This window comes from Antribacter gilvus (assembly GCF_003946865.1).
GTDB lineage: Bacteria > Actinomycetota > Actinomycetes > Actinomycetales > Cellulomonadaceae > Antribacter > Antribacter gilvus.
On sequence record NZ_QXTH01000012.1, the window covers coordinates 32,749 to 57,184 of the forward strand.

Genomic DNA, 24,436 nt, shown 5'->3' on the forward strand with positions numbered 1-24,436 from the left:
CGTCGCTCACCCCGGCCGACGGCGGATCGTCACGCCCAGGCGCTGCGGAGCAGGTAGAGCCCCCACGTGTTCACGTACACGCTGCCGCAGGTGTATCCGTTCCAGGTGGTGGCGGGCTGGGTGATCGCGAGCCGGCCCGAGCTCTCGCACGACGACAACGAGGAGAACGAACCACCCCACCCCTGCGCCACGACCTGCCAGGTCATCGGCACCTGCACCTGGACCGTCTCCGTGCGGTACTCGTACAGCCGCAGGTACCAGGTGTAGTCGTAGCCGGAGCACTTGTACTCGGTCCACGGGCCGCTGATCATGTACGACGCCGAGGCGCGGCCGCACGCCTCGTTCGAGCCGTACGGGGTGTCGATACGCATCGACGCGACGAGCACCTTGTTGGTCTGCGTCACCGTCTTGGTGGGCACCGGACCGGACGGCTGGGGCGCAGGGGCCGCAGCGGCCGGGCCCGCGGCAGCAAGCCCGGCGACCGTCAGGCCGATGAGCAGGGCGAACGACTTCGTCAGCATGGAACGCACAGGGCGTCCTCCTTCGCGTCGGGCACGACGGCGTCGTCGTGCGGCTGTCGACGCAAGGTTCGTCCGCGGCTCCGGGGCCGGCCACGCGCCTAAGCGTTTTGTCACCCTCTGGGGTGCGCTGAGTGAGGCCGCCCCGTGCCACCGGCTTTTCCACAGCGACGCGGCCCAGCGCGCGGAACCCGGCTAGAGGTCCGAAAATGTAAGCGCCCCCCGGATCCGAGGATCCGGGGGGTTGGCTCAATGTATTCACGCGGTCTCAAGCCCGCGTCTCTGATGAGGAGATCAACAGTGCCGCTTTCCGCCTCGCAAGCGTTCCGGCCTCCGCCCCGCCGCTCCGCTGCACGGCCTGCTCAACACGGTCCGGCAGGGCAGGCTCTGCAGCACGCACGCCCGTGCACTTCGCCGAGCCACCGAGAACCGCGACGCCCGCCAGGCGACCCACCCTCGCAGGGGACTCCCCGTCACGCATGACGACCTCGTGGCGAACCTGACGTTCGGAACCTGGGCGAGCCTCCTGCCCGACGCCGGGGCCAGTCGGTCACGGAAGCGCGCTCAGGATGTGCTCTGGCGCGAGGCGTTGGGCCAGACGTTCCCGTACCACCAGGACCCGGGCGTCATCCGCTACTGGGTCAGCCGGCTTCACCACCTGCGAAACCGTGTGGCGCACCACGACCGGTCTGAGGAACCCCGCCGGCGTCGCGCGCGCGGACGCTGTCACGCCCCGGCCGTCACCGCCACCTTCGGCTTGCGCTTGGCGGCGCCGTTCGACGGCGGCTGCTCCACCGGCGGGTGCCCGTCGAGCGCATCGGCCAGGAACCGGCCCGTGTGGCTCTCCGGTACCTGCGCGATCTGCTCGGGCGTGCCCTCCGCGACCACACGGCCACCGCCCGAACCACCCTCGGGGCCCATGTCGATCACCCAGTCCGCGTTCTTGATGACGTCGAGGTTGTGCTCGATCACCAGGACGGTGTTGCCCTTGTCGACGAGCGACTGCAGCACCCCCAGGAGCTTGCGGATGTCCTCGAAGTGCAGGCCGGTCGTGGGCTCGTCCAGGACGTAGATCGTCCGGCCGGTCGACCGCTTCTGCAGCTCCGCGGCGAGCTTGACGCGCTGCGCCTCACCGCCGGACAGGGTGGGTGCCGGCTGTCCGAGGCGGACGTAGCCGAGCCCGACGTCGACCAGGGTCTTCATGAACCGGGAGATCGCCGGGAACGCGGCGAAGAACTCCGCGGCCTCCTCGATCGGCATGTCGAGCACGTCGGCGACCGTCTTGCCCTTGAAGTGCACCTCGAGCGTCTCGCGGTTGTAGCGCGCCCCGTGGCACACCTCGCAGGGGACGTAGACGTCCGGCAGGAAGTTCATCTCGATCTTGATCGTGCCGTCGCCGGAGCAGGCCTCGCAGCGACCGCCCTTGACGTTGAAGGAGAAGCGGCCGGGCCCGTAGCCCCGCACCTTGGCCTCCTCGGTCTCCGCGAAGATCTTGCGGATCCGGTCCCACACACCCGTGTACGTGGCGGGGTTGGACCGCGGGGTACGACCGATCGGCCCCTGGTCCACGTGCACCACCTTGTCGAGGTGCTCCATACCGGTGACGCGGGTGTGCCGGCCGGCCGGCCGGCGTGCGCCGTTCAGCTCGTTCGCCAGCACCGTGTAGAGGATCGAGTTCACGAGCGTGGACTTGCCGGAGCCCGAGACGCCCGTGATCGCCGTGAACACGCCGAGCGGGAACGACACGTCGATCCCCGTCAGGTTGTGCTCGCGGGCGCCCACCACGCTGACGACCCGCTTCGGGTCCGCAGGACGGCGGACCGCCGGGACCGGGACCGTGCGCCGACCGGAGAGGTAAGCCCCCGTCACGGACTCGGGGGCCTCCAGCAGCCCCGCGTAGTCGCCGGAGTGCACCACGCGACCGCCGTGCTCGCCGGCGCCCGGGCCGACGTCGACGATCCAGTCGGCCGTACGGATCGTGTCCTCGTCGTGCTCGACGACGATGAGGGTGTTTCCCAGGTCCCGCAGCCGGGTCAGGGTCTCGATGAGGCGGCGGTTGTCCCGCTGGTGGAGGCCGATCGACGGCTCGTCCAGGACGTAGAGCACGCCCACGAGGCCCGAACCGATCTGGGTGGCCAGGCGGATGCGCTGCGCCTCGCCGCCGGACAGGGTCCCGGCGGGCCGCTCGAGCGACAGGTAGTCGAGGCCGACGTCCAGCAGGAAGCCGAGCCGGGCGTGGATCTCCTTGAGCACCTCGGCGGCGATCTGCTGCTCGCGCACGCCCAGCTCGATGCCCTTCAGGAACTCCGCGGCCTCGACGATCGGCAGGCGGCACACGTCGGCGATGGACCGGCCGTCCACCTTGACCGCGAGGACCTCGGGCTTGAGGCGGTCGCCCTTGCAGACGGGGCACGGGACCTCACGCATGAAGGCCTCGTACTTCTCCTTCGACCAGTCGGAGTCCGTCTCCAGGTGGCGGCGCTGGAGGAACGTCACCGCGCCCTCGAACCCGGTGGAGTACTGGCGCTCGCGCCCCCAGCGGTTCTTGTACTTCACGTGGACCTGGTGGTCGCGCCCGTACAGCACCGAGTCCTTGGCCCGCTGTGGCAGAGCGCGCCACGGCGCGTCCATGGAGAAGCCCAGCTCCTCCGCGAGCGCCGTCAGGACCCGCTCGAAGTACTCGGACGACGTCTGGGCCCACGGCACGATGGCGCCCTCGCGCAGCGACTTCTCCTCGTCGGGGACGATCAGCTCGGGGTCGACCTCGAGCCGGAAGCCGATGCCCGTGCACTCCGGGCAGGCGCCGTAGGGCGCGTTGAAGGAGAAGGTGCGCGGCTCGATCTCGTCGAGGGCCAGCGGGTGCTCGTTGGGGCAGGCCCGCTTCTCGGAGTACTTGCGGACGCGGTCCAGGTCGTCGATGTCGGCGTCGACCAGCTCGATCATCACGAGGCCGCCGGCGAGGCCCAGCGCGGTCTCGACGGAGTCGGTGAGGCGGCGCTGCACGCCCTCGCGGGACACGAGGCGGTCCACGACCACCTCGATGTCGTGCTTGAGCTTCTTCTCGAGCGTGGGCGGCTCCGTGAGCTGGACCACCTCGCCGTCCACCCGGGCGCGCGCGAAGCCCTTGGCCTGCAGCTCCTTGAAGAGGTCGGAGTACTCGCCCTTGCGGCCGCGGACCACGGGTGCCAGGACCTGGTAGCGGGTGCCCTCGGGCAGCTCGAGCACGCGGTCGACGATCTGCTGCGGCGTCTGCGACTGGACCTTCTCGCCGCAGACCGGGCAGAACTGCGTGCCGGCGCGCGCGTAGAGCAGGCGCAGGTAGTCGTAGACCTCGGTGATGGTGCCGACGGTCGACCGCGGGTTCCGGTTGGTCGACTTCTGGTCGATCGACACCGCGGGCGAGAGGCCCTCGATGAAGTCGACGTCGGGCTTGTCCATCTGGCCCAGGAACTGCCGCGCGTAGGCGGACAGCGACTCGACATAGCGGCGCTGGCCCTCCGCGAAGATCGTGTCGAACGCCAGCGAGGACTTGCCGGAACCGGACAGGCCGGTGAACACGATGAGCTTGTCCCTGGGGAGATCCAGGTCCACGTTCTTCAGGTTGTGCTCACGGGCGCCGGACACGACGAGGCGGTTGCTCACCGCAATATGGTACGGCCCCGCCGCGAGATTCGCACGCCTGTTCTATGTCACATTCGTCTCCCGGCAAGGTCAAGACGAACCTGACAAACTGGCTGCATGAGCGACTACCCCGGCTACACCGGCGACGTCTTCCCGGACTGCGCCGCCGACGTGCGCGAGCTCGACCGGCTCGTGATCCGCAAGGTCTCTGTCGGTCCGGCGGACAACAACGCCTACCTGCTCACGTGCCGGCGCACCGGCGCGCAGCTCCTGATCGACGCCGCCGCGGACGCCCAGCGCCTCATGGACCTCGTCGACGAGGCAGAGGGCGACGGCCCCGGCGAGGGCCCGCTGGACCAGGGCCCGCCGCTGGACGTGGTCGCCACCACGCACCAGCACCGCGACCACCTGGGCGCGCTGTCCGACGTCGTCGAGGTCACCGGGGCACGGACCGTCGCCGGCGCGGAGGACGCCGGAGCGATCGAGGCCGCCACGGGCGTGCGGGTCGAGACGCCGCTGCACCACGGCGACCGCGTCACCTTCGGCGAGGTGGCCCTGGACGTGATCCACCTCCGCGGGCACACCCCGGGGTCTGTCACCTACGCGTACACGGAGCCCGCAGGGGCGCACGCGCCGGGCGCCGTCGCGCACCGGGTTCACCTCTTCACCGGCGACAGCCTGTTCCCGGGCGGGGTGGGCAACACCCAGCAGGACCCTGAGCGCTTCGCGCAGCTCCTCGGCGACGTCACGGACCGGCTCTTCGACCGCTTCGGCGACGACACCTGGGTCTACCCGGGCCACGGCAAGGACACGACGCTGGGCCGCGAGCGCCCCCACCTCGACGAGTGGCGGGCACGGGGCTGGTGACCGCCCGGCTGTCGTCGGCGCCACCTGTTGCAGAGGGTGACGTCCCGGGACATGCTTCCAGGCGTCAACTCTGACACCTCACCCGAAAGGTACTCCCGTGGGCGTGAACATCAAGAAGCTGGTGGACAAGGCGTACGAGGACAAGTCGATCGCTGAGATCCTGCAGGCGCCGCCGTCGGCGCTCGAGGGCCTCACCGTGAAGCACGACGAGATCCTCGCAGGGCTCAAGATCACGACGATCGCCGAGCTGGGCAACTGGAAGTACGCCTCCAAGGCGGCTGCTCTCGTGGCCCTCGCCGACGGGGAGAAGTGACCTCGCGCTAGCACTCCGACGGCGCCCGCCCACCCCTCGGGTGGGCGGGCGCCGTCGTGCCGGGGGCGGACGCCGTCGTGCCGGTGGTTGGATGAGTCCGTGCCTACCTACGCCGTGACCTACACCTACACCGACGACACCGCCCAGCGGGACGCCGTCCGCGCCGACCACCGCACCTACCTGTCAGGCCTGGCCGACGACGGCGTCGTGCGCGCCTCCGGGCCGCTGGCCCCCGTCGCGGGTGTCCCCGACGGCGCGCTCCTCATCTTCGAGGCCGCCTCCCGCGACGCGCTCGACGCGCTCGTCGACGCCGACCCGTTCGTCGAGGCCGGCCTCGTCGCGGGGCGCGACGTCCGGGAGTGGAACGTCGTCATCGGCGGCTTCGCCTCCTGACGGCGCCGCGCCCGACCGTCGCCGCGCCCAGCGGGCAGACGCCGACGGCGTCCCGCGCACCTGGGTGCGCGGGACGCCGTCGGGCAGCGCGAGGGAGAGCGGCCTGCGGCCGCTGGGGTCACTCGCCGACGCGAGCCGCCACACGCTCCTCGTGGCGCATCTTGATCAGGCTCGCCACCGTGCCGACGGCGAGCGACGCCACGATGACCGTGAGCGACAGCCAGATCGGCACCTCCGGCGCCCAGTGGAACCCGTGTCCGCCGTTGAGGAACGGCAGCGTGTTGGTGTGCAGGGCCTCGAGGATGAGCTTGACGCCGATGAAGCCCAGGATGAACGCCAGGGCGAGCGGGAGGTAGACCAGCCGCTCCAGGAGGCCGCCGAGCAGGAAGTAGAGCTGGCGCAGGCCCATGAGCGCGAACACGTTCGCCGTGAAGACGATGAACGGGTCCTTCGTGAGGCCGAAGATCGCCGGGATGGAGTCGAAGGCGAAGAGCAGGTCGGTGGAGCCGATCGCCACGAAGACGACGAGCATCGGCGTGAAGAGGCGCTTTCCGTCGACGACCGTGCGGACCTTCTTGCCGTCGTAGGCGTTGTGCATCGGCAGGACCCGGCGCACGTTGCGGATCAGGGCGTTCTCCTTGTACTCCTCTTCCTCTTCCTTGTGGCGCACCATGTTGATGGCGGTGTAGATGAGGAACGCGCCGAAGATGTAGAAGACGGCGGTGTAGCGCTCGATGATGGCCGCGCCGGCCAGGATGAAGGCGCCGCGCATGACGAGCGCCATGATGATGCCGATCATCAGCACGCGCTGCTGCTGGTCACGGGGCACCGCGAAGCGGGACATGATGATGACGAACACGAAGAGGTTGTCGACGCTCAGGGAGTACTCCGTGAGCCAGCCGGCATAGAACTCGCCCGCGGGGCTCGCCCCGCCGACCGCCCACACGATGCCGCCGAAGATCACCGCGAGCCCCACGTAGAAGCCCACCCAGAGGGCGCTCTCCTTCATGCTCGGCACGTGCGGACGTCGTCCGACGATCAGCAGGTCGAGTACGAGGAGCACGACGACGGCGATGAGTGCCGTCACCTCGAACCCCACAGGTAGCTCGTGGATCATTCAGTTTCCTTCCAGGGAAAGGAGGTCGCCACACGGGCGCGCCAACCTCCGGTACATGACGGGGCACCGGAGGTCTTCTCCGCTCGCTACGACCAGCCTGAGCCTTGCTCGGCCGGGACGCACCTGCGAGCCGATGAGACCGGGTCGACAACTCTGGCGACCGTATTGACGACCTCACCGCACGACGGGAGTACTCCCCTCCAACGGGGAGTCATACTACGGGACGTATGTGGCGGTGCGCTCCGTGGGCTGAGTCACAGGGCAGCTCAGGCCGTGGCCGCCTGCATCTGCCGGAGCTCCTTCTTCAGCCCGGAGATCTCGTCGCGCAGACGGGCGGCGACCTCGAACTGCAGCTCCGCCGCGGCGCCGTGCATCTGGGCCGTGAGTTCCTGGATCAGCTCCGCCAGCTCGCTCGCCGCAGCGCCGGAGAGCCGGTTGCCCGTGGTGGCGCCCTCCTTCGGCGAGCCGGGGACCGGAGCCTTGCCGCGGCCGCCCGGCTTGCGGTAGCCGCCCGCCAGGAGCTCCGCCGTGTCCAGGTCCTCGCGCGCGAGCATGTCCGTCACGTCGGCGATCTTCTTGCGCAGCGGCGTGGGGTCCACCCCGTTGGCCAGGTTGTACGCCACCTGCTTCTCACGGCGCCGGCTGGTCTCCTCGATGGCCTGGGCCATGGCGGGCGTGATCCGGTCCGCGTACATGTGCACCTGGCCGGACACGTTACGGGCGGCGCGGCCGATGGTCTGGATCAACGACCTGCCGGAGCGCAGGAAGCCCTCCTTGTCGGCATCCAGGATCGCCACCAGCGACACCTCGGGCAGGTCGAGACCCTCGCGGAGGAGGTTGATCCCCACCAGCACGTCGTACTCGCCGAACCGGAGCTCGCGCAGCAGCTCGACCCGGCGGAGCGTATCCACCTCCGAGTGCAGGTAGCGGACCCGCACGTCCTTCTCGAGGAAGTAGTCCGTCAGGTCCTCTGCCATCTTCTTGGTCAGCGTGGTGACCAGGACGCGCTCGTTGCGCTCCACACGTTCGCGGATCTCGTGGAGGAGGTCGTCGATCTGGCCGGTCGTCGGCTTCACCACCACCTCGGGGTCGATGAGGCCGGTGGGCCGGATGATCTGCTCCACCACGCCGTCCGACTGGGACACCTCGTAGGCGCCCGGCGTGGCCGACAGGTAGACCGTCTGCCCGATGCGCTCGACGAACTCCTCCCACCGGAGCGGCCGGTTGTCCATGGCGCTCGGCAGGCGGAAGCCGTGGTCCACGAGGCTGCGCTTGCGCGACATGTCGCCCTCGAACATGGCTCCGATCTGCGGGACCGTCACGTGCGACTCGTCGATGACGAGCAGGAAGTCTTCCGGGAAGTAGTCGAGGAGCGTGTTGGGGGCGGTACCCGCCTCGCGGCCGTCGATGTGCCGGGAGTAGTTCTCGATGCCGTTGCAGGTACCGATCTGGCGCATCATCTCGATGTCGTACGTGGTGCGCATGCGCAGCCGCTGCGCTTCGAGCAGCTTGTTCTGGCGCTCGAGCTCGGCGAGCCGCTCCTCCAGCTCGGCCTCGATGCCGACGAGGGCCCGCTCCATGCGCTCCGGCCCGGCGACGTAGTGCGTGGCCGGGAACAGGTAGACGCTCTTCTCCTGACGGATCACGTCTCCCGTCAGCGGGTGCAGCGTCTGGATCGACTCGATCTCGTCGCCGAACATCTCGATCCGGATCGCGAGCTCCTCGTACACCGGGATGATCTCGACGGTGTCGCCGCGGACCCGGAACGTGCCACGGGTGAACGCCAGGTCGTTGCGCGTGTACTGCATGGTCACGAACCTGCGCAGCAGCTGGTCGCGGTCCACGACGTCCCCGACGTCGAGGCGCACCATGCGGTCCACGTACTCCTGCGGCGTGCCCAGGCCGTAGATGCACGACACCGATGCGACCACGATGACGTCCCGGCGGGTCAGCAGCGAGCTCGTGGCCGAGTGGCGGAGCCGCTCCACCTCGTCGTTGATCGACGAGTCCTTCTCGATGTAGGTGTCCGTCTGCGCGATGTACGCCTCGGGCTGGTAGTAGTCGTAGTACGAGACGAAGTACTCGACCGCGTTGTTGGGCAGCAGCTCCCGGAACTCCGTCGCGAGCTGCGCGGCCAGCGTCTTGTTGGGTGCCATCACCAGGGTGGGCCGCTGCAGCTTCTCGATCAGCCACGCCGTGGTGGCGCTCTTGCCCGTGCCGGTGGCGCCGAGGAGCACCACGTCCTTCTCCCCCGCCTGGATCCGGGAGGAGAGATCGGCGATCGCCGTGGGCTGGTCACCGCTCGGCGTGTACTCGGAGATGACCTCGAACGGGGCCACCGTGCGCTGCAGGTCGGTCACGGGTCGCATGTCACTACGGTACGGCGACCCACTGACATCCTCGGGTCAGTGCTCGGCCCCCGCCGCGAGCGCCGGCTCCGTCAGCCGGCCCGCGGACACGTCGAGCGTGGTGCGCACGACGATCCTCAGGGCCTCGGCGAGCGTCGCGACCGGGAGGGCTGCGGCGGCGTCGGCCTCCTCCTCCGCGGTACGGGGGACGTGCACGAAGCCGGCCAGGACGCCGTCGGCGCCCTCGGCCGCCCGCATGAGGGCGTAGAACGTGGCGTTGCAGACGTACGTCCCCGCGGTGTTCGAGACCACGGCGGGGATGCCCGCCTCCCGCAGGGCCGCGAGCGCGGCCTTGACGGGGAGGCCCGTGAAGGCGGCGGCGGGACCCTGCGGGTCGAGGGGCTCGTCGACGGGCTGCGCGCCGCCGTTGTCGGGGATGCGCGCGTCGGCGACGTTGATCGCCACGCGCTCCAGCCGGACGTCGGCCGCGCCGCCGGCCAGACCGACGGCGACGACCACGGACGGCCGGGCCTCCGCCACGGCAGTGGCGAGCGCCGTCGGAGCGTCGCCAAAGGTGACGGGGAGGACGGCGGTCGCCAGGTCGGCGCCCTCGACGTCGGCGTCCCAGAGCTCGGCGAGCAGGCGGACGGCCTCCCACGACGAGTTGACCGGGTCGCCGCCGAACGGCTCGAAGCCCGTCACCAGGACGGTGGGCCTCACGCGCTCGCCTCGGCGTCGGTCTCCTGCGCGATCTCCTCGGCCACGCGCGCCCACAGGGCGTCGACCTGCCCGCGGAGCTCGTCCTCGGTGCCGGTGCCGTCGAGCGTCACGTCCGCGACCGCGAGCCTCTCGTCGTCCGACGCCTGGGCCGCGACCCGGGAGCGCGCCTCCTCCTCGGCGAGGCCCCGGGACGCGACGAGGCGCTGCACCCGCAGGTCCGCGGGCGCGTGCACCACCACGAGGAGGTGGAAGTGCTCGGCCTGGCCGGTCTCGACGAGGAGCGGGATGTCGTGCACGACGACGACCCCCGGTTGCGCCGCTCCCGCCGCCGCCTCGCGCTCCGCCGACAGGCGGCGCACCTCGGGGTGGACGATCCCCTCCAGCCGTTCGCGCGCCGCGGCGTCGTCGAAGACGATCCGTCCGAGGGCGGGTCTGTCGAGCTCGCCGTCGGCCGTCAGGACGCCCTCGCCGAACGCCAGGAGGATCTCCTCCAGGCCCACCGACCCGGGGGCGACCGCCTCGCGCGCGAGGACGTCGTGGTCGATGACGACGGCGCCGAGCTCGGCGAGACGCCGCGCCACGACGGACTTGCCGGCGGCGATACCGCCTGTGAGGCCGATGCGGAACATGGGTCCCATCCTGCCTCACGTGGCGGGTTCGGGCCCCGGCATGCGAGGCAGGGGCGCGCCGGTCCTCGCGGGTCGTTGCGGTCGGCGGGGGGTGCGGTCAGGATGTCCGGGTGGATATCGACCGTGACCTGCCCGAGCGCGAGCCGATGATGACGTTCGCCGACGGGAGGGTGCTCGAGGGGTTCGGCGTCGCACGGGACGAGGCGCACTCCTGGTGGAAGAGGCTCTCCGACGCGTCGAGCACGAGCGGGCTGGTACCGATCGTGACGGACGCCGAGAGCATCCGGGCGTTCACGGAGCGCCCTGACCAGAGCCGCACGAGCGAGGAGAACCTGGCGGTCTCGCTACGCCTCGACGTGGCCGCGCAGCTGGCTGCGGACTTCGAGAACGCCCTCCGGAGCCGCGAGTGGGTCCGGGACGACGTCGTGGCCTACGTCGACGGCGCGGAGCCCTGGCCGGAGATCACCCCCCGGGACGAGGGGGTCGAGCTTCTCGCGACGGTTCCCAGCGCGCCGGTCGTCCTCCTCCTGGAGGCCTCGTCCTCGTGGCAGGCGCCCTGCGTGATCGGGTACACCGGCTGGGAGGCCTTCCCGCGCCCTTCCAAGCACTCCGCGACGCTGCGCTACTTCGAGCAGCGGTACGGGGCCCGCGTGTTCACGATGGCGGGCGACTCGGTAGGCCTCAGCGTTGCGCGCCCACCCCTGTCGCGGTACGAGGCGCTCCAGACGGCTCACGAGTTCCGCGTCTACAGCGAGCACGACATCTACGGCGACCGTCTCACCGAGACCGCGGCCGGCCTTCTCGGCAACCGGTTCTGGCGGGCGTACTGGGACTGACGCCCGTACCGCGCCCAGGAGGCTCCTGGGCGCGGTACGGGCGCCGGACTACGGCAGCACGTCGCCGCTCGGGCGGTGGATGATGAACGCGATGCCGTTGGCGGTCAGGCAGTCGAACACCTCGTCGCGGATGCCGATCGACCGGCCCAGCAGGTCGTCGCTGTCGCCGAGAGCCCGGTTGTTGCCCACGAAGTGCCAGATGGCATCAACGATCTTGCCCTCACGCCGCAGCTGGGCGTCCTTCTGGCACTGCCCCAGGATGTGCGACGTCCAGTCCGGGTTCGTCAGGCCTGTCTTGGTCTCGTGGGCGACGACGCGGCCGTCTCCCAGGTGCTCGAGCCCGTCGACGATCCGTTCGCTGCCGTCCGACGCCTTGATCGTGTTGGTGGCGGGGTCGATCGTGACCTGGCGACCCGTCCGCGTGCTGATCTCGGAGGCGACCCACACCTCGCCGACCTTGTTCGCCGGGATGTCCCTGCCGCCCGGGACGGGGTCGGCCCGCATCCAGGGCGCGGATGCCCCGGGCCGCGACAGCGAGTGGTTCAGCTGCGACCCGAGCTTCTGGAGATCGAGGTTCCTGCTCCGCGAGAGGAGCAGGAGCAGGTCCTCCGCCCTGGCGGCGTCGACGTCGTCACCGGCCCAGCGCATCAGCGGTGTCCACGCGTCACCGAGCATCGACTCGAGGATCTCGACCTTGAGGAAGCGGGGGACGTCGTCCCGTCGCATGAAGTCGGAGACGCCCTCGGTGAACCGGGAGGGCCGGATGGCCGTCGTGCTGAAGGTCCGGTTGACCCACTTCAGGATCTTCCCGACGATCGCGACGGCGTCGCCCGCATAAGGCACCACGCCGGTGACGCTCAGGCCCGCGCCGACCCAGTCGCCGTGGATCGCAGCGCCGAGGGTGTCGCGGATGTCCGCGATTCCGCCGACGATCCACCCCACGACCGGGATGAAGCTCAGCGCCCCCGAGCAGAGGTTCCCCGCGAGCCACGCCAGGGAGTCGCGCGGCGAGAACTCGCCCGCGAACATGCCGAGCAGGAAGTCCGAGATGTAGTCCCACTTGCTCAGCCGCTCGTCGAACACGGCCGGGTCGATGCCCTCGGCCGCGGCGTTCTGCACCTCGTAGCCGTCGCTCAGCCCGTCCCCGTCCGTGTCGGTGGAGAGCGGGCTGATGTCCAGGTTGACTTCCTCGGAGTCGCTGAGACCGTCACCGTCACTGTCCGGGTCCGCGGGGTCCGACCCGATGTCGTCCGACTCGTCGGTGTCCGTGAGGCCGTCGCCGTCGGTGTCCGCCTCGGTCGGCTGGGTCTCGATAGGTGGCAGGTTCGTGGGCGGGACGGGCTCGGGGTCCGGCTGGTCGGGCACGAGCGGGTTCGTGCCTGCGGCGACCTCGTCGCCGTCGCTGACCCGGTCGCCGTCGGTGTCCGGGTTGGTCGGCGAGGTGCCGAGCTCCTGCTCCTGCAGATTGGTCAGGCCGTCACCGTCAACGTCCTCCGCGCCGTCGCCGAGCCCGTCAGCGTCGCTGTCGGGGTTGCCCGGCCAGGTCCAGCCGATCAGCTCGGTGATCTCGAAGCTGTCGGTCAGGCCGTCGAAGTCGGAGTCGCTGAGCAGGGGGCTGGAGCCGAACATCAGCTCCAGGACGTCCTTGAGACCGTCCTGGTCGTGGTCGCCGTCGTACGTGATGCCGAACGTCTCGAGGACGGCGAACCCGTTGCTCCAGGCGCGCTCCGAGTTGATCGTCGCGGGCGTGATGTTGGCCTTGAGGAACATCTCGTCGGCCTTGGCGAGGTCCGCCTCGGCGCTGTCGAGCAGCGCGAAGGCCTGGTCCATCCCGGCGGGGACCTCGATGTCGGCCGGCAGGTCGGGCGAGCGGAACGGCCCGATCGTGGCGTCGGCGTCCTGGATCGCGGCGTCCGCCAGCAGGCGCACCCCGGTCATCGAGCTGACGAGGGCTGTCACGTGGCCGACCTCAGCATCTCCGTCGGGCGGTGAGGCGCCCGTCATCCGGGACTTGAGGAAGGACTCGAAGTGGGTGAGGTTGTCGAACGCGGCGTCGGCGTCGGCGCGCGACGCGAACCGCGCGCCGTCGTAGTAACGGGTGCCGACGTCCGCCAGGACGGGCTCGAGCCTGGACACGTCGAGCCCGTCCTGGCCGACCCAGGGCCGCAGGGCCTCGGTCGCCTCGGTCACGTAGTGCAGTGCGTCGCGGCTGTACTCGGTGGACGGGATCTGGGCGATCTCGGTCTGCCACAGGGGTGTCTCGTTCGCCTGTGCTGTGGCTCCCACCATCGGAGCCAGGACTGTCACCGCTGTGAGGGCGGCCACGGATCGTCGGAACCACCTGGCGGTCGAGCGCATGCTTCCTCCCGGGGTATGTGGACGTCACACGTACGGTCCGAAAGGTATATACGGGATATCTACCCCGGAAGGGTTTCACCCTCTTTTCACCCATAGGTGATGGGCCCGGATCTGCGGGAGAACCGCAGATCCGGGCCCATCACCTGGCTCGACGCAAAAACGGTGCCGCTCAGCCGCTCTGTCCTCGCCTCCGCATCCCCAGGAGGACGGACCCGACGACGACCAGCAGGACCACCGCACCGATCGTCGCCCCGATCTCGGCGCCCGTGACCGGCAGCGCCGTCGCGGGCCTGCGGGGCACGGGGGTCGGGTCGCGTCGGTCGGGCGGGCCTGCCACGGGCCGGACCAGGCCGGCGTCGACGTCGAGCCGCTCCGGAGCATCGCGCGTGAGGACCACGGGTCCGGTGCGCCCAGAGCCCGGGTCGACGTCGGAGTCGGCCCCGGTGTCGCCGCCCGCGCCGGGTGACGTGAACCGGGCGCCCGAGGGCAGCCCCGAGAACCCGGCCGTGTAGGTGCCGAGCGGCACGTCCTCGAAGAGGTAGCTGCCGTCCGCGCCGGTCGTGGTGCGGGCGACCTCCGCGCCGCTCTCGTCGTAGAGGGTCACGACCACCCCGGCCACGCCGGGCTCGCCCGTGTCCTGGACACCGTCGCCGTCCGCGTCGAGCCACACCGTGTCACCGATCGCCCCGACGGGCTGGACGCCCGCGTCGACGTCGGTCCGGTCCGGGACGTCGTCGGACAGCGTGATGGTGGCCGTGCGCCCCGTGCCTGGGTCGACGTCGGAGTCGAGCGCCGCGTCGCCGCCCTGAACCGACGGCGAGAACGCCATCCACAGCGGCAGGCCGGAGAAGGCGACGGTGTAGTCGCCCAGCAGCAGGCCGTCGAACAGGTAGCCGCCGTCCGTGCCGGTCGTCATCCTGGTCGTCTCCGTGCCGGTCCCGTCGTACAGGACCACGGTCACCCCGGCCAGGCCGGGCTCGCCGTCGTCCTGCACGCCGTCACCGTCGACGTCGTCCCACACCCGGTTCCCGACGGAGCCGAGCCGGACCAGGCCTGCGTCGGCGCCCGCGCTGTCCGGCGCTTCGTTGGTCAGCGTGATCGTGCCGGTCCGGCCCGTGGCCGGGTCGGCGTCCGAGTCGAGCACCGGGTCACCACCCTGGCCCGACGGCGAGAACACCGTCCCCGCAGGAAGCCCCTCGAACCCGACCGTGTAGTCGCCCATCGGCAGGCCGGTGAACAGGTACGAACCGTCGGCCGCGGTGGTGGCGCGAGCCACCTCGATGCCGTCGACGTCGTACAGAACCACGGTGATACCGGGGGTCCCGGCCTCGCCGTCGTCCTGCACGCCGTCGCCGTCGACGTCGCTCCACACCCGGTCGCCGATCGTGCCCAGCTGGACCAGGCCGACGTCCACCGTGAGCACCTCCGGCAGGTCCAGGGTCAGGACCACCGCGGCCGTGCGGCCCGTCACCGGGTCGGCATCCGAGTCGGTCGCGTCGTCGCCCGCGTCCAGAGGGGCGAACCCGAGGCCGTCCGGCACCTCGGTGCCGACCGTGTACTCCCCGAGCACCAGGTCGTCGAACAGGTACGAGCCGTCGGCCGTCGTGATCGTCCGCGCCACCTCGGCTCCAGCGGCGTCGTACAGGACCACCGTCACCCCGGCCAGGCCGGGCTCTCCGTCGTCCTGGACCCCGTCGTCGTCCAGGTCGCGCCAGACCAGGTCCCCGATCGCGCCCGTCGGCTGGAGCCCCGCGTCCACGTCCGTCCGGTCCGGGGCCTCGTTCGTCAGCGAGCTCGTCGCCGTGCGGCCCGTGGCCGGGTTCGCGTCCGAGTCGAGCGCCGGGTCATCACCCTGGCCCGACGGCGAGAACGCCGTGTCCGCCGGAAGGCCTTCGAACCCGACCGTGTAGTCGCCCATCGGCTGACCGCTGAAGACGTACGAACCGTCGTCCGCGGTCGTGGTCCGCCCGACCTCGACGCCGGCTGCGTCGTACAGGACGACGGTCACGCCGGGGACCCCGGGCTCACCCGCATCCTGCGTGCCGTCTCCGTCCAGGTCGCTCCAGACGGCGTCGCCGATCGACCCGAGCTGGACCACGCCGGCGTCGACGTCCGTCCGGTCCGGCGCCTCGTTGGTCAGGGTCACCGCACCGGTACGGCCGGTGGCCGGGTCGGCGTCGGAGTCGAGCGCCGGGTCGTCCGCCTGGGCCACCGGAGCCCACGCCAAGCCCGTCGGCAGGCCCTCGAAGCCCACCACGTACTCGCCCAGCTCGAGGTCGTCGAAGACGTACGAACCGTCCTCGGCCGTGGTGGTCCGGGCCGCCTCGGCGCCGGTCGCGTCGTCGAGCACGACCACCACCCCGGCCAGACCGGGCTCGCCCGCGTCCTGCACACCGTCGTCGTCCAGGTCGCGCCAGACGGTGTCGCCGATCGAGCCCGTGGGCTGAAGGCCCGCGTCCACGTCGGTGCGGTCCGGGACGTCGTTGGTCAGCGTGACCGTGGCCGTCCGGCCGGTCGCCGGGTCGACGTCCGAGTCCAGCGCCGGGTCGCCGCCCTGCGCGGCCGGCGAGAACGCGGTGTCGGCCGGCAGTCCTTCGAACCCGACGGTGTAGTCCCCCATCGGCAGGCTCTCGAACCCATAGGAACCATCGGCCGCCGTCGTCGTCCGCGCGACCTCGACGCCGGTGGCGTCGTAGAGCACGACGGTCACCCCGGCCAGGCCGGGCTCGCCGTCGTCCCGCACGCCGTCACCGTCGAGGTCCACCCAGACGGTGTCACCGATCGAGCCCAGCTGGACCAGGCCGGCGTCCAGGTCGGTGCGGTCGGGGGCCTCGCGCGTCAGCGCGACGGTGCTCGTGCCGCGCGTGGCCGGGTCGGCGTCCGAGTCGAGCGCCGGGTCGCCGCCCTGCGCCGCGCGAGTGAAGGCCGTGCCGTCGGGCAGTCCGTCGAACCCGACGGAGTAGTCGGCCAGCACCAGGTCCTCGAAGAGGTAGGTGCCGTCCTCCGCAGTCGTGGTGCTCGCGACCTCGTCGCCCGCGGCGTCGTAGAGCACCACGGTGACCCCGGCCACGCCGGGCTCCCCGTCGCCCTGCACGCCGTCGCCGTCCAGGTCCCGCCAGACCCGGTCGCCGATCGACCCGAGCCTCTGCAGGCCCGCGTCCACGTCGGTGCGGTCCGGCACCTCGTTCGTCAGGGTGATCGTCGCGGTGCGGCCCGTGACCGGGTCCGCGTCCGAGTCGAGTGCCGGGTCGCCACCCTGGCCCGACGGCGAGAACGCCGTGTCCGCGGGAAGGCCCTCGAACCCGACCGTGTAGTCCCCCATCGGGAGACCCGTCAGCAGATAGGTGCCGTCGTCCGTGGTCGTGGTCCGGGCGACCTCGGCGCCCGCGGCGTCGTAGAGCACCACGGTCACGCCCGGGAGGCCCGGCTCGCCCGCGTTCTGCACGCCGTCGCCGTCCACGTCGTCCCACACGGTGTCGCCGATCGACCCGAGCCGGACCACGCCCGCGTCCACGTCGGTGCGGTGCGGCGCCTCACGCGTGAGGGTCACGGTCCCGGTCGAGCCGGAGACCGGGTCGGCGTCGGAGTCGAGCGCGTCGTCGGCCCCCGAGTCCTGCGGCGAGAGGCCGAAGCCGTCGGGAGCCGCGAACGACACCGTGTAGTCGCCGAGCGGGAGCGCGCCGAAGACGTACGAGCCGTCGTCGGCGGTCGTCGTGCGGGCCGCCTCGGCGCCGGTGGCGTCGTAGAGCACCACGGCCACGCCCGGAAGGCCAGGCTCGCCCGCGTCCTGCACGCCGTCGTCGTCCAGGTCGCGCCACACCGTGTCGCCGAGGGAGCCCACCGGGAAGAGTCCCGCGTCGACGTCCGTCCGGTCCGGCGCCTCGTTGCTCAGCGTGACCGTGCCGGTGCGGCCGGTCGCCGGGTCGACGTCGGAGTCGAGCGCCGGGTCGGCGCCCTGCGCGGCCGGCGAGAACGCGGTGTCGGCCGGCAGCCCCTCGAGACCGACGGCGTAGTCGCCCATGGGCAGGCTCTCGAACAGGTACGAGCCGTCGGCGGCCGTGGTGGTGCGCGCCACCTCGACGCCGTCTCCGCCGTAGAGGATCACGGTCACGCCGGGGGTCCCCGGCTCACCGTCGTCCTGGAGGCCGTCGCCGTCGGCGTCGTCCCAGACGCGGTCGCCGATCGAGCCGAGCTGGACCAGTCCGGCGTCGACCGTGAGCACGTCCGGGACCTCACGGGTGAGGAGTACCGGGGCCACGCGGCCCGTCACCGGGTCGGCGTCGGAGTCGAGCGCGTCCTCCCCCACGTCCTGCGGGGAGAAGCCCAGCCCGTCGGGCGCCTCGAAGCCGACGACGTAGTCGCCGAGCACCAGGTCGCCGAACAGGTAGGAACCGTCGGCGCCCGTCGTCGTGCGGGCCACCTCGGCGCCCGCCGAGGTGTAGAGCACCACCGTGACGTCGGCAACGCCAGACTCCCCGGCGTCCTGGACGCCGTCGTCGTCCAGGTCACGCCAGACGACGTCGCCCAGCGATCCCGTCCGCTGCAGGCCTGCGTCCACGTCGGTCCGGACGGGCGCGTCGTTCGTCAGCGTGACCGTCCCGGTCCGGCCCGTGACGGGGTCGGCGTCGGAGTCGAGCAGGTCGTCCCCGCCGCTGTTCGCGGGCGAGAACGCCGTGTCCGCCGGGAGCCCCTCGAACCCGGCCGTGTAGTCACCCATCGGTAGGTCCGCGAACAGGTACGACCCGTCCCCAGCCGTCATCGTCCGGGCCACCTCGACGCCGTCGGCGTCGTACAGCACCACGGCCACGCCCGGAATCCCGGGCTCGCCCACGTCCTGCACGCCGTCACCGTCGACGTCGTCCCACACCACGTCACCGATCGACCCGAGCTGCACCAGCCCCGCGTCCACGTCCGTCCGGTCCGGGACGTCGGTGGTGAGGGTGATCGTCGCGGTACGGCCCGTGGCCGGGTCGGCGTCGGAGTCGAGCGCGTCGTCGCCGACGTCCGAGCCCGTCCACGCGAGGTCGCCGGCCAGGCCCTCGAACCCCACGGTGTAGTCGCCCAGGACGAGACCGTCGAACAGGTAGGTGCCGTCATCGGCGGCCGTCGTGCGGGCCACCTCGGCACCCGTCGTGTCGTAGAGCACCACGGTCACACCGCCGACGCCCGGCTCGCCCGCGTCCTGCACGCCGTCGTCGTCCAGGTCGCGCCAGACCGTGTCGCCGATCGACCCCGTGGGCTGCACGCCCGCGTCGACGTCGGTCCGGTCGGGGGCCTCGTCGGTCAGCGCGACCGCGGCCGTGCGGCCGGTGGCCGGGTCGACGTCGGAGTCGAGCGCGGGATCGCCACCCTGCGAGACGGGCGAGAGCGTCGTGTCCGCCGGGAGGCCCTCGAGCCCCACCGTGTAGTCGCCCATCGGCAGGCCCGCGAACAGGTACGAGCCGTCCGCCGCCGTGGCGGTCCGGGCAACCTCGGCTCCCGTCGCGTCGTAGAGGACCACCGTCACGCCGGCCAGGCCCGGCTCGCCCGGGTCCTGGACACCGTCACCGTCGAGGTCCTGCCACACGCGGTCACCGATCGACCCGAGCCGCACCAGGCCGGCGTCGACCGTGAGCACGTCCGGCAGGTCACGGATGAGAGTCACCACGGCCGTCCGGCCCGTCACCGGGTCGGCGTCCGAGTCCAGAGCGTCGTCGCCCATGTCCTGCGGCGACAGGCCGAACCCGTCAGGCGCCTCGAAGCCGACGACGTAGTCGCCGAGCACCAGGTCGCCGAACAGGTACGAACCGTCCGCCGCGGTCGTCGTCCGCGCAAGCTCGGCCCCGTCGGAAGCCCGCAGCACGACGGTGACCCCGGCCGCGCCGGGCTCGCCGTCGTCCTGGACACCGTCGTCGTCGAGGTCGCGCCACACCCGGTCGCCGATCGAACCGAGCACCTGGACGCCCGCGTCCACGTCCGTCCGGTCGGGCACGTCGTTCGTGAGCGTGATCGTCGCCGTGCGCCCCGTGACGGGGTCGGCGTCCGAGTCGAGCGCGTCGTCGCCGCCGCTGTTCGCGGGCGAGAAGCCGGTACCGACCGGCAGCCCCTCGAACCCGACGGAGTAGTCCGCCATCGGCAGGCCGCCGAACACGTACGTACCGTCCGCGCCGGTCGTCGTCCGGGCCACCTCGGCGCCCGACGCGTCGAACAGGACCACCGTCACCCCGGCCAGGCCGGGCTCGCCGTCGTCCTGCACGCCGTCACCGTCGACGTCGTCCCACACCACATCACCGATGGACCCGAGCCGGACCAGACCCGCGTCCAGGTCGCGGGTGTGCGGGGCGTCGACCGTGAGCGTCACCGGTCCGGTGGAGCCGGTCAGCGGGTCGGCGTCGGAGTCCAGCATGTCGTCGCCCACGTCCTGCGGCGAGAGGCCGAGACCCTCCGGTGCCGTGAACGTCACCGAGTAGTCGCCGAGCGACAGCCCCGCGAACAGGTACGTGCCGTCCGCTGCCGTGGTGGTCCGCGCCACCTCGGCGCCCGTGGCGTCGTGCAGCACCACGGTCACCGCGGCCACGCCCGGCTCGCCGGCGTCCTGGACGCCGTCGTCGTCCAGGTCGCGCCACACCGTGTCTCCGACGGAGCCGAGCTGCACCACGCCGATGTCCACCGTGCGCACGTCCCTCGCCCCCGCGACGAGGGTGATCGTGCCCGTGCGGCCGGTGGCCGGGTCGGCGTCCGAGTCGAGCGCGTCGTCCCCGGCGTCCTGCGGCGAGAGGATCTGGTCGTCGCCGAGCCCTTCGACGGCGACGGTGTAGTCGCCCATCGGCAGGTTCTCGAACAGGTAGGTGCCGTCCGCCGCGGTCGTCGTGCGGCCCACCTCCACGCTGTCCGCGTCGTACAGGACCACGGTGACCCCGGCCAGGCCGGGCTCCCCCGCGCCCTGCAGCCCGTCGCCGTCCAGGTCGCTCCAGAGGGTGTCGCCGATGGAGCCCAGCGGCGGCAGCACGCCCGCGTCGATGTCCGTGCGGTCCGGGACCTCGTTGGTCAGGCTGACCGTCCCGGTGCTGCCCGTGGCCGGGTCGGCGTCCGAGTCGAGCGCCGGGTCGGTCCCGGACCCCTGGGTCGTCAGCGTGGCGGCCGTCGGGAGGTTCTCGAAGAGCACCGAGTAGTCGCCGAGCGGCAACCCCTCGAAGAGATACGCGCCGTTCTCGTCGGTGGTGGTCCGGGCGACCTCGCCGCCCGCGGCGTCGCGCAGGACCACGGTCACCGCCGGGACGCCCGGCTCGCCGGCGTCCTGCACCCCGTCCCGGTCCTCGTCGAGCCACACGGTGTCGCCGACCGACCCGAGCTGCACCACGCCGGCGTCGACCGTGCGCACGTCGAGGGCGCCGTCGACGACGGCGATCGTGCCGGTCCGGCCGGTCAGGGGATCCGCGTCGGAGTCGAGGGCGTCGTCGCCCGCGTCCAGGGCCGTCAGCCGCTGGTCGGCCGCCAGGCCCGTGAACTCGACCGCGTAGTCGCCGACAGGCAGGTCCTCGAACAGGTAGCCGCCGTCCGCGTCCGTCGTCGTCCGGGCCACCTCGGCGCCCGCCGCGTCGTAGAGCACCACGGTGACCCCGGGCAGGCCTGGCTCGCCCTCGTCCTGCAGGCCGTCACCGTCCTGGTCGCGCCAGACCAGGTCACCGATCGAGCCGAGCGGGACCAGGCCCGCGTCGACCGTCAGGACGTCCGGCTGTTCCGGCGTCAGCCTGACCGTGCCGGTGCGACCCGTGGCGGGATCCGCGTCGGAGTCGAGGGCGTCGTCCCCGCCGAGGTCCTGCCCGGTGAGGGCCAGCCCGGCCGGAAGGCCCGTGAGCTCGACCGTGTAGTCGCCCATCGGCAGACCCGCGAACAGGTAGGCGCCGTTCGCGTCCGACGTCGTCCGGGCCACCTCGGCGCCCGCCGCGTCGTACAGGACCACGGTGACCGCGGCGACGCCCGGCTCGCCCGCGTCCTGGACGCCGTCGGCGTCCGCGTCGCGCCAGACGAGGTCGCCGATCGAACCGAGCGGCGGCAGCACCCCGGCGTCGACCGTGAGGACGTCGGGCGTCTCCGGCGTCAGGCTCACCGTGCCGGTCCGGCCGGTGGCCGGGTCGGCGTCGGAGTCGAGGCCGTCGTCCGTGCCTGTGTCCTGCGGGGACAGCGTGGTCCCCGTCGGGAGGCCCGTGAACTCCACGGTGTAGTCGCCCATGGCCAGGCCGGAGAACAGGTAGCCCCCGTCGGCGTCCGTCGTCGTGCGGGCCACCTCGGCACCCGCCGCGTCGTACAGGACCACGGTGACCCCAGCCACGCCCGGCTCGCCCGCGTCCTGCACGCCGTCGCGGTCCACGTCGCTCCACACCGTGTCGCCGACGGAACCGAGCGGCGCAAGGATGCCGGCGTCGACCGTCTGGACCACCGGCGCGTCGCCGGTGAGCGTGACCGTCGCCGTCCGGCCCGTGGCCGGGTCGGCGTCCGAGTCCAGCGCGTCGTCCCCGGCGTCCAGAGCGGTGAGCGTGGACGCCGTCGGCAGGTCCGTGAACTCGACCGTGTAGCCGCCCAGCGGCAGGTCGCCGAACCAGTACGCGCCGTCCGCGTCCGTCGTCGTCCGCGCGACCTCCGCGCCCGCTCCGTCGTACAGGACCACGGTGACCCCGGCGACGCCCGGCTCCCCCGCGTCCTGGAGGCCGTCGCGGTCCACGTCGCTCCACACCGTGTCACCGATCCCGCCGAGCGGGACCACTCCGGCGTCGACCGTGAGCACGTCCCGGGCGGCCGGGGTGAGCGTCACCGTCCCGGTCCGGCCGGTGGCGGGATCGGCGTCGGAGTCGACGGCGTCGTCCGCGCCCGCGTCCTGCGGGGACAGGACCGTGCCGGCGGGCAGGGCCGTGAACTCGACCGCGTAGTCCCCCAGCGGCAGGCTCGCGAACAGGTAGGTCCCGTCCGCGGCGGTCGTCGTCCGCGCCACCTCGGCACCCGCGGCGTCGTAGAGCACGACCGTCACCCCGCCGACGCCGGGCTCCCCCGCGTCCTGGACGCCGTCGCCGTCGTCGTCACGCCAGACACGGTCACCGATCGAGCCGAGCTGGGCGATCCCCGCGTCGAGCGTGAGATCCTGCGGCGCGGCGCTGCTCAGCGTGGTCGCCGGGGTCAGACCCGTGGCCGGGTCGGCATCCGAGTCGAGCGTGTCGTCGCCTGCGTCCGGAGCCACGAAGGAGAAGCCCGCGGGCAGGCCGCTGAACCGTACCCGGTAGGTGCCGAAGGGCAGGCCCGTGAACGTGTAGGCGCCCGCGGCCGTCGTGGTGGTGGCGATCGGCTGTCCCGTCGCGCCGAGCACGGGGTTGCCGTCCGCGTCGGTGAGCGTGACGGTGACGCCCGCGACGCCGGGCTCGCCCGCATCCTGCAGCCCGTCCCCGTCGACGTCCTGCCACACCCTGTCGCCGAGCACGCCGAGCGCCGGGAGCCGGAAGGAGATGCGCTGCAGGTCCGCGTTGACCAGGGTGGCCGTGCGGCTCGGCAGCAGGATCGGCTCGCTGTAGGTGACGTTGGCGCCGTTGATGCCGTCCGCGTTCACCGTGCCGTTGTTCTGGAACAGCGCCGAGCCGGTGCCGTACGTGGCGGTCGGGTACAGGCTGAAGGGCGACACGAGCGACTGGATCCGGAACGTCACGGCGGTGGTGGTGCCCGAGAGGATGACGGAGCCGCAGCCCGCGAAGTCGGTGTCGGGCGACTCCGACGGCGTGCCGTCGTTCGACTTGTTCCGGGTGTTGCAGAACGGGCTCGTGTTCCGGTTCGTGACCTGCATCGACGTGGGGCTGACGGCCAGGTTGGTGCGCCCCGCCGTCGGGTTCGCAAAGGTCACGCCGCCGCCGACGATCGACCAGATCGTGCTGTTGAACGAGCCGCGGGCGTAGAAGTTGGGGGCCTGCTCGTACTGCGCCGTCGCGTAGCCGCCCAGGCCGCTGATGTCGAGCACCATGTCGGTGACCGGCCGCGAGAACGTCACGGTCAGCAGGCCCACGTCGCACGAGCTGGCGAAGTTCTGGTGCGCCGCCGTCCCCAGCGCTCCGCCGCAGCCCCCTGACGCGTGGGTCAGCAGGCCCAGTGCCGGGACGTTCGCCGGGGTGGGAGCACCGTGGAACATCGCGGGCGTGCCGCCGTAGGCGCTCTGGTTGGTCCCGTTGGTCAGGAACGTCGTTCCTGCGGTCCTCGTCGCGTCGGGAGCGAACTGCGCCGTCACGGTCACGCTCCCGAGCCCCGCGGGGATCGTGGTCCGCGCCGTGTTGGTCGCGCTCGCCCGGTAGGCCGGGTCGGTAAAGCTTGTAGCCGCCGTACCCGGTGTCACCAGGGTCCACGGGTCGTTGAAGACGTAGCCGTTCTGCTCCGCCGCTCTCGCCGACGGCGCCGTGGCCACAGAGGCGGTCGCGGCTCAGGAAAGAGCCAGCACCCCGGTCACAGCCATGGCAATCGTCCGCGAGTATCCACCAGAAATGCGTCGAGCAACCATATTGTTCGCCCCCCAGCGCCCATGCACGGCCCACGCCGTGCGCGACGGTGCGCGACGGCGAAGCCCACGTTCCGGCACTCGCAAGTGGACCGCAAGCGGACGGGGAAACGGTCAAAGCACAGCGATTCCCCGGTACCAAGTGATGGCCCGACGCAATCTCGTCCCAGGTCAGGGCACTAGCCGGCCCGGTAGCCCCGTCGAGACCGACC

At 71.8% G+C, this 24,436-nt stretch carries 12 protein-coding genes; 4 read left to right on the plus strand and 8 right to left on the minus strand.

Annotated elements, in window-relative coordinates; all coding sequences use genetic code 11:
* Window positions 1–29: 29 nt before the first annotated feature.
* Window positions 30–530 (minus strand): hypothetical protein, encoded by a 501-nt coding sequence (locus D1350_RS19125; RefSeq protein WP_125777644.1) that lies wholly within the window; start codon window positions 528–530, stop codon window positions 30–32.
* 714 nt (window positions 531–1,244) lie between these two features.
* The gene (gene uvrA / locus D1350_RS19130; protein ID WP_125777645.1) at window positions 1,245–4,160 is read right to left on the minus strand and encodes an excinuclease ABC subunit UvrA; all 2,916 of its coding nucleotides are present in this window, start codon (window positions 4,158–4,160) and stop codon (window positions 1,245–1,247) included.
* Window positions 4,161–4,256: 96 nt separating this feature from the next.
* Between uvrA and D1350_RS19135 the strand changes: the two genes are divergently transcribed.
* The 3 genes from D1350_RS19135 to D1350_RS19145 all read left to right on the plus strand — a co-directional run bounded on the left by D1350_RS19135 (window position 4,257) and on the right by D1350_RS19145 (window position 5,712).
* Window positions 4,257–5,006, plus strand: coding sequence for an MBL fold metallo-hydrolase (locus tag D1350_RS19135; protein ID WP_125777646.1), 750 nt, complete (start codon window positions 4,257–4,259; stop codon window positions 5,004–5,006).
* A 103-nt stretch (window positions 5,007–5,109) separates the two neighbouring features.
* Window positions 5,110–5,319 (plus strand): hypothetical protein, encoded by a 210-nt coding sequence (locus D1350_RS19140; RefSeq protein ID WP_240644206.1) that lies wholly within the window; start codon window positions 5,110–5,112, stop codon window positions 5,317–5,319.
* Window positions 5,320–5,418: 99 nt separating this feature from the next.
* Entirely contained in the window at window positions 5,419–5,712 is a 294-nt protein-coding gene (locus tag D1350_RS19145; protein ID WP_125777648.1) for a YciI family protein, read from the plus strand.
* 118 nt (window positions 5,713–5,830) lie between these two features.
* Here the strand turns inward: D1350_RS19145 and D1350_RS19150 are convergent, their stop codons facing one another.
* From D1350_RS19150 to coaE, 4 genes are all read right to left on the minus strand, one after another.
* Window positions 5,831–6,829: a TerC family protein gene (locus D1350_RS19150; RefSeq protein WP_125777649.1), complete on the minus strand. Its 999-nt coding sequence runs from the start codon at window positions 6,827–6,829 to the stop codon at window positions 5,831–5,833.
* 266 nt (window positions 6,830–7,095) lie between these two features.
* Window positions 7,096–9,198, minus strand: coding sequence for an excinuclease ABC subunit UvrB (gene uvrB / locus D1350_RS19155; protein ID WP_125777650.1), 2,103 nt, complete (start codon window positions 9,196–9,198; stop codon window positions 7,096–7,098).
* 36 nt (window positions 9,199–9,234) lie between these two features.
* Window positions 9,235–9,897 (minus strand): pyroglutamyl-peptidase I, encoded by a 663-nt coding sequence (gene pcp / locus D1350_RS19160; protein WP_125777651.1) that lies wholly within the window; start codon window positions 9,895–9,897, stop codon window positions 9,235–9,237.
* Window positions 9,894–10,526 carry a dephospho-CoA kinase gene (coaE, locus tag D1350_RS19165; RefSeq protein ID WP_125777652.1) on the minus strand — a complete coding sequence of 211 codons (633 nt, stop codon included), beginning with the start codon at window positions 10,524–10,526 and terminating at the stop codon, window positions 9,894–9,896. Before coaE ends, pcp begins: the two co-directional genes overlap by 4 nt.
* A 110-nt stretch (window positions 10,527–10,636) precedes the next feature.
* On the opposite strand from coaE, the gene D1350_RS19170 reads away from it, so the two are divergent.
* On the plus strand, window positions 10,637–11,362 hold the full coding sequence (locus tag D1350_RS19170) for a DUF4253 domain-containing protein (protein WP_125777653.1): 726 nt from the start codon (window positions 10,637–10,639) through the stop codon (window positions 11,360–11,362).
* Window positions 11,363–11,410: 48 nt separating this feature from the next.
* Here D1350_RS19170 and D1350_RS19175 read toward each other — a convergent pair whose 3' ends face one another.
* The gene (locus D1350_RS19175; RefSeq protein ID WP_125777654.1) at window positions 11,411–13,687 is read right to left on the minus strand and encodes a hypothetical protein; all 2,277 of its coding nucleotides are present in this window, start codon (window positions 13,685–13,687) and stop codon (window positions 11,411–11,413) included.
* A gap of 202 nt (window positions 13,688–13,889) precedes the next feature.
* The gene (locus D1350_RS19180) at window positions 13,890–24,134 is read right to left on the minus strand and encodes an SdrD B-like domain-containing protein (protein ID WP_125777655.1); all 10,245 of its coding nucleotides are present in this window, start codon (window positions 24,132–24,134) and stop codon (window positions 13,890–13,892) included.
* Window positions 24,135–24,436: the final 302 nt, after the last annotated feature.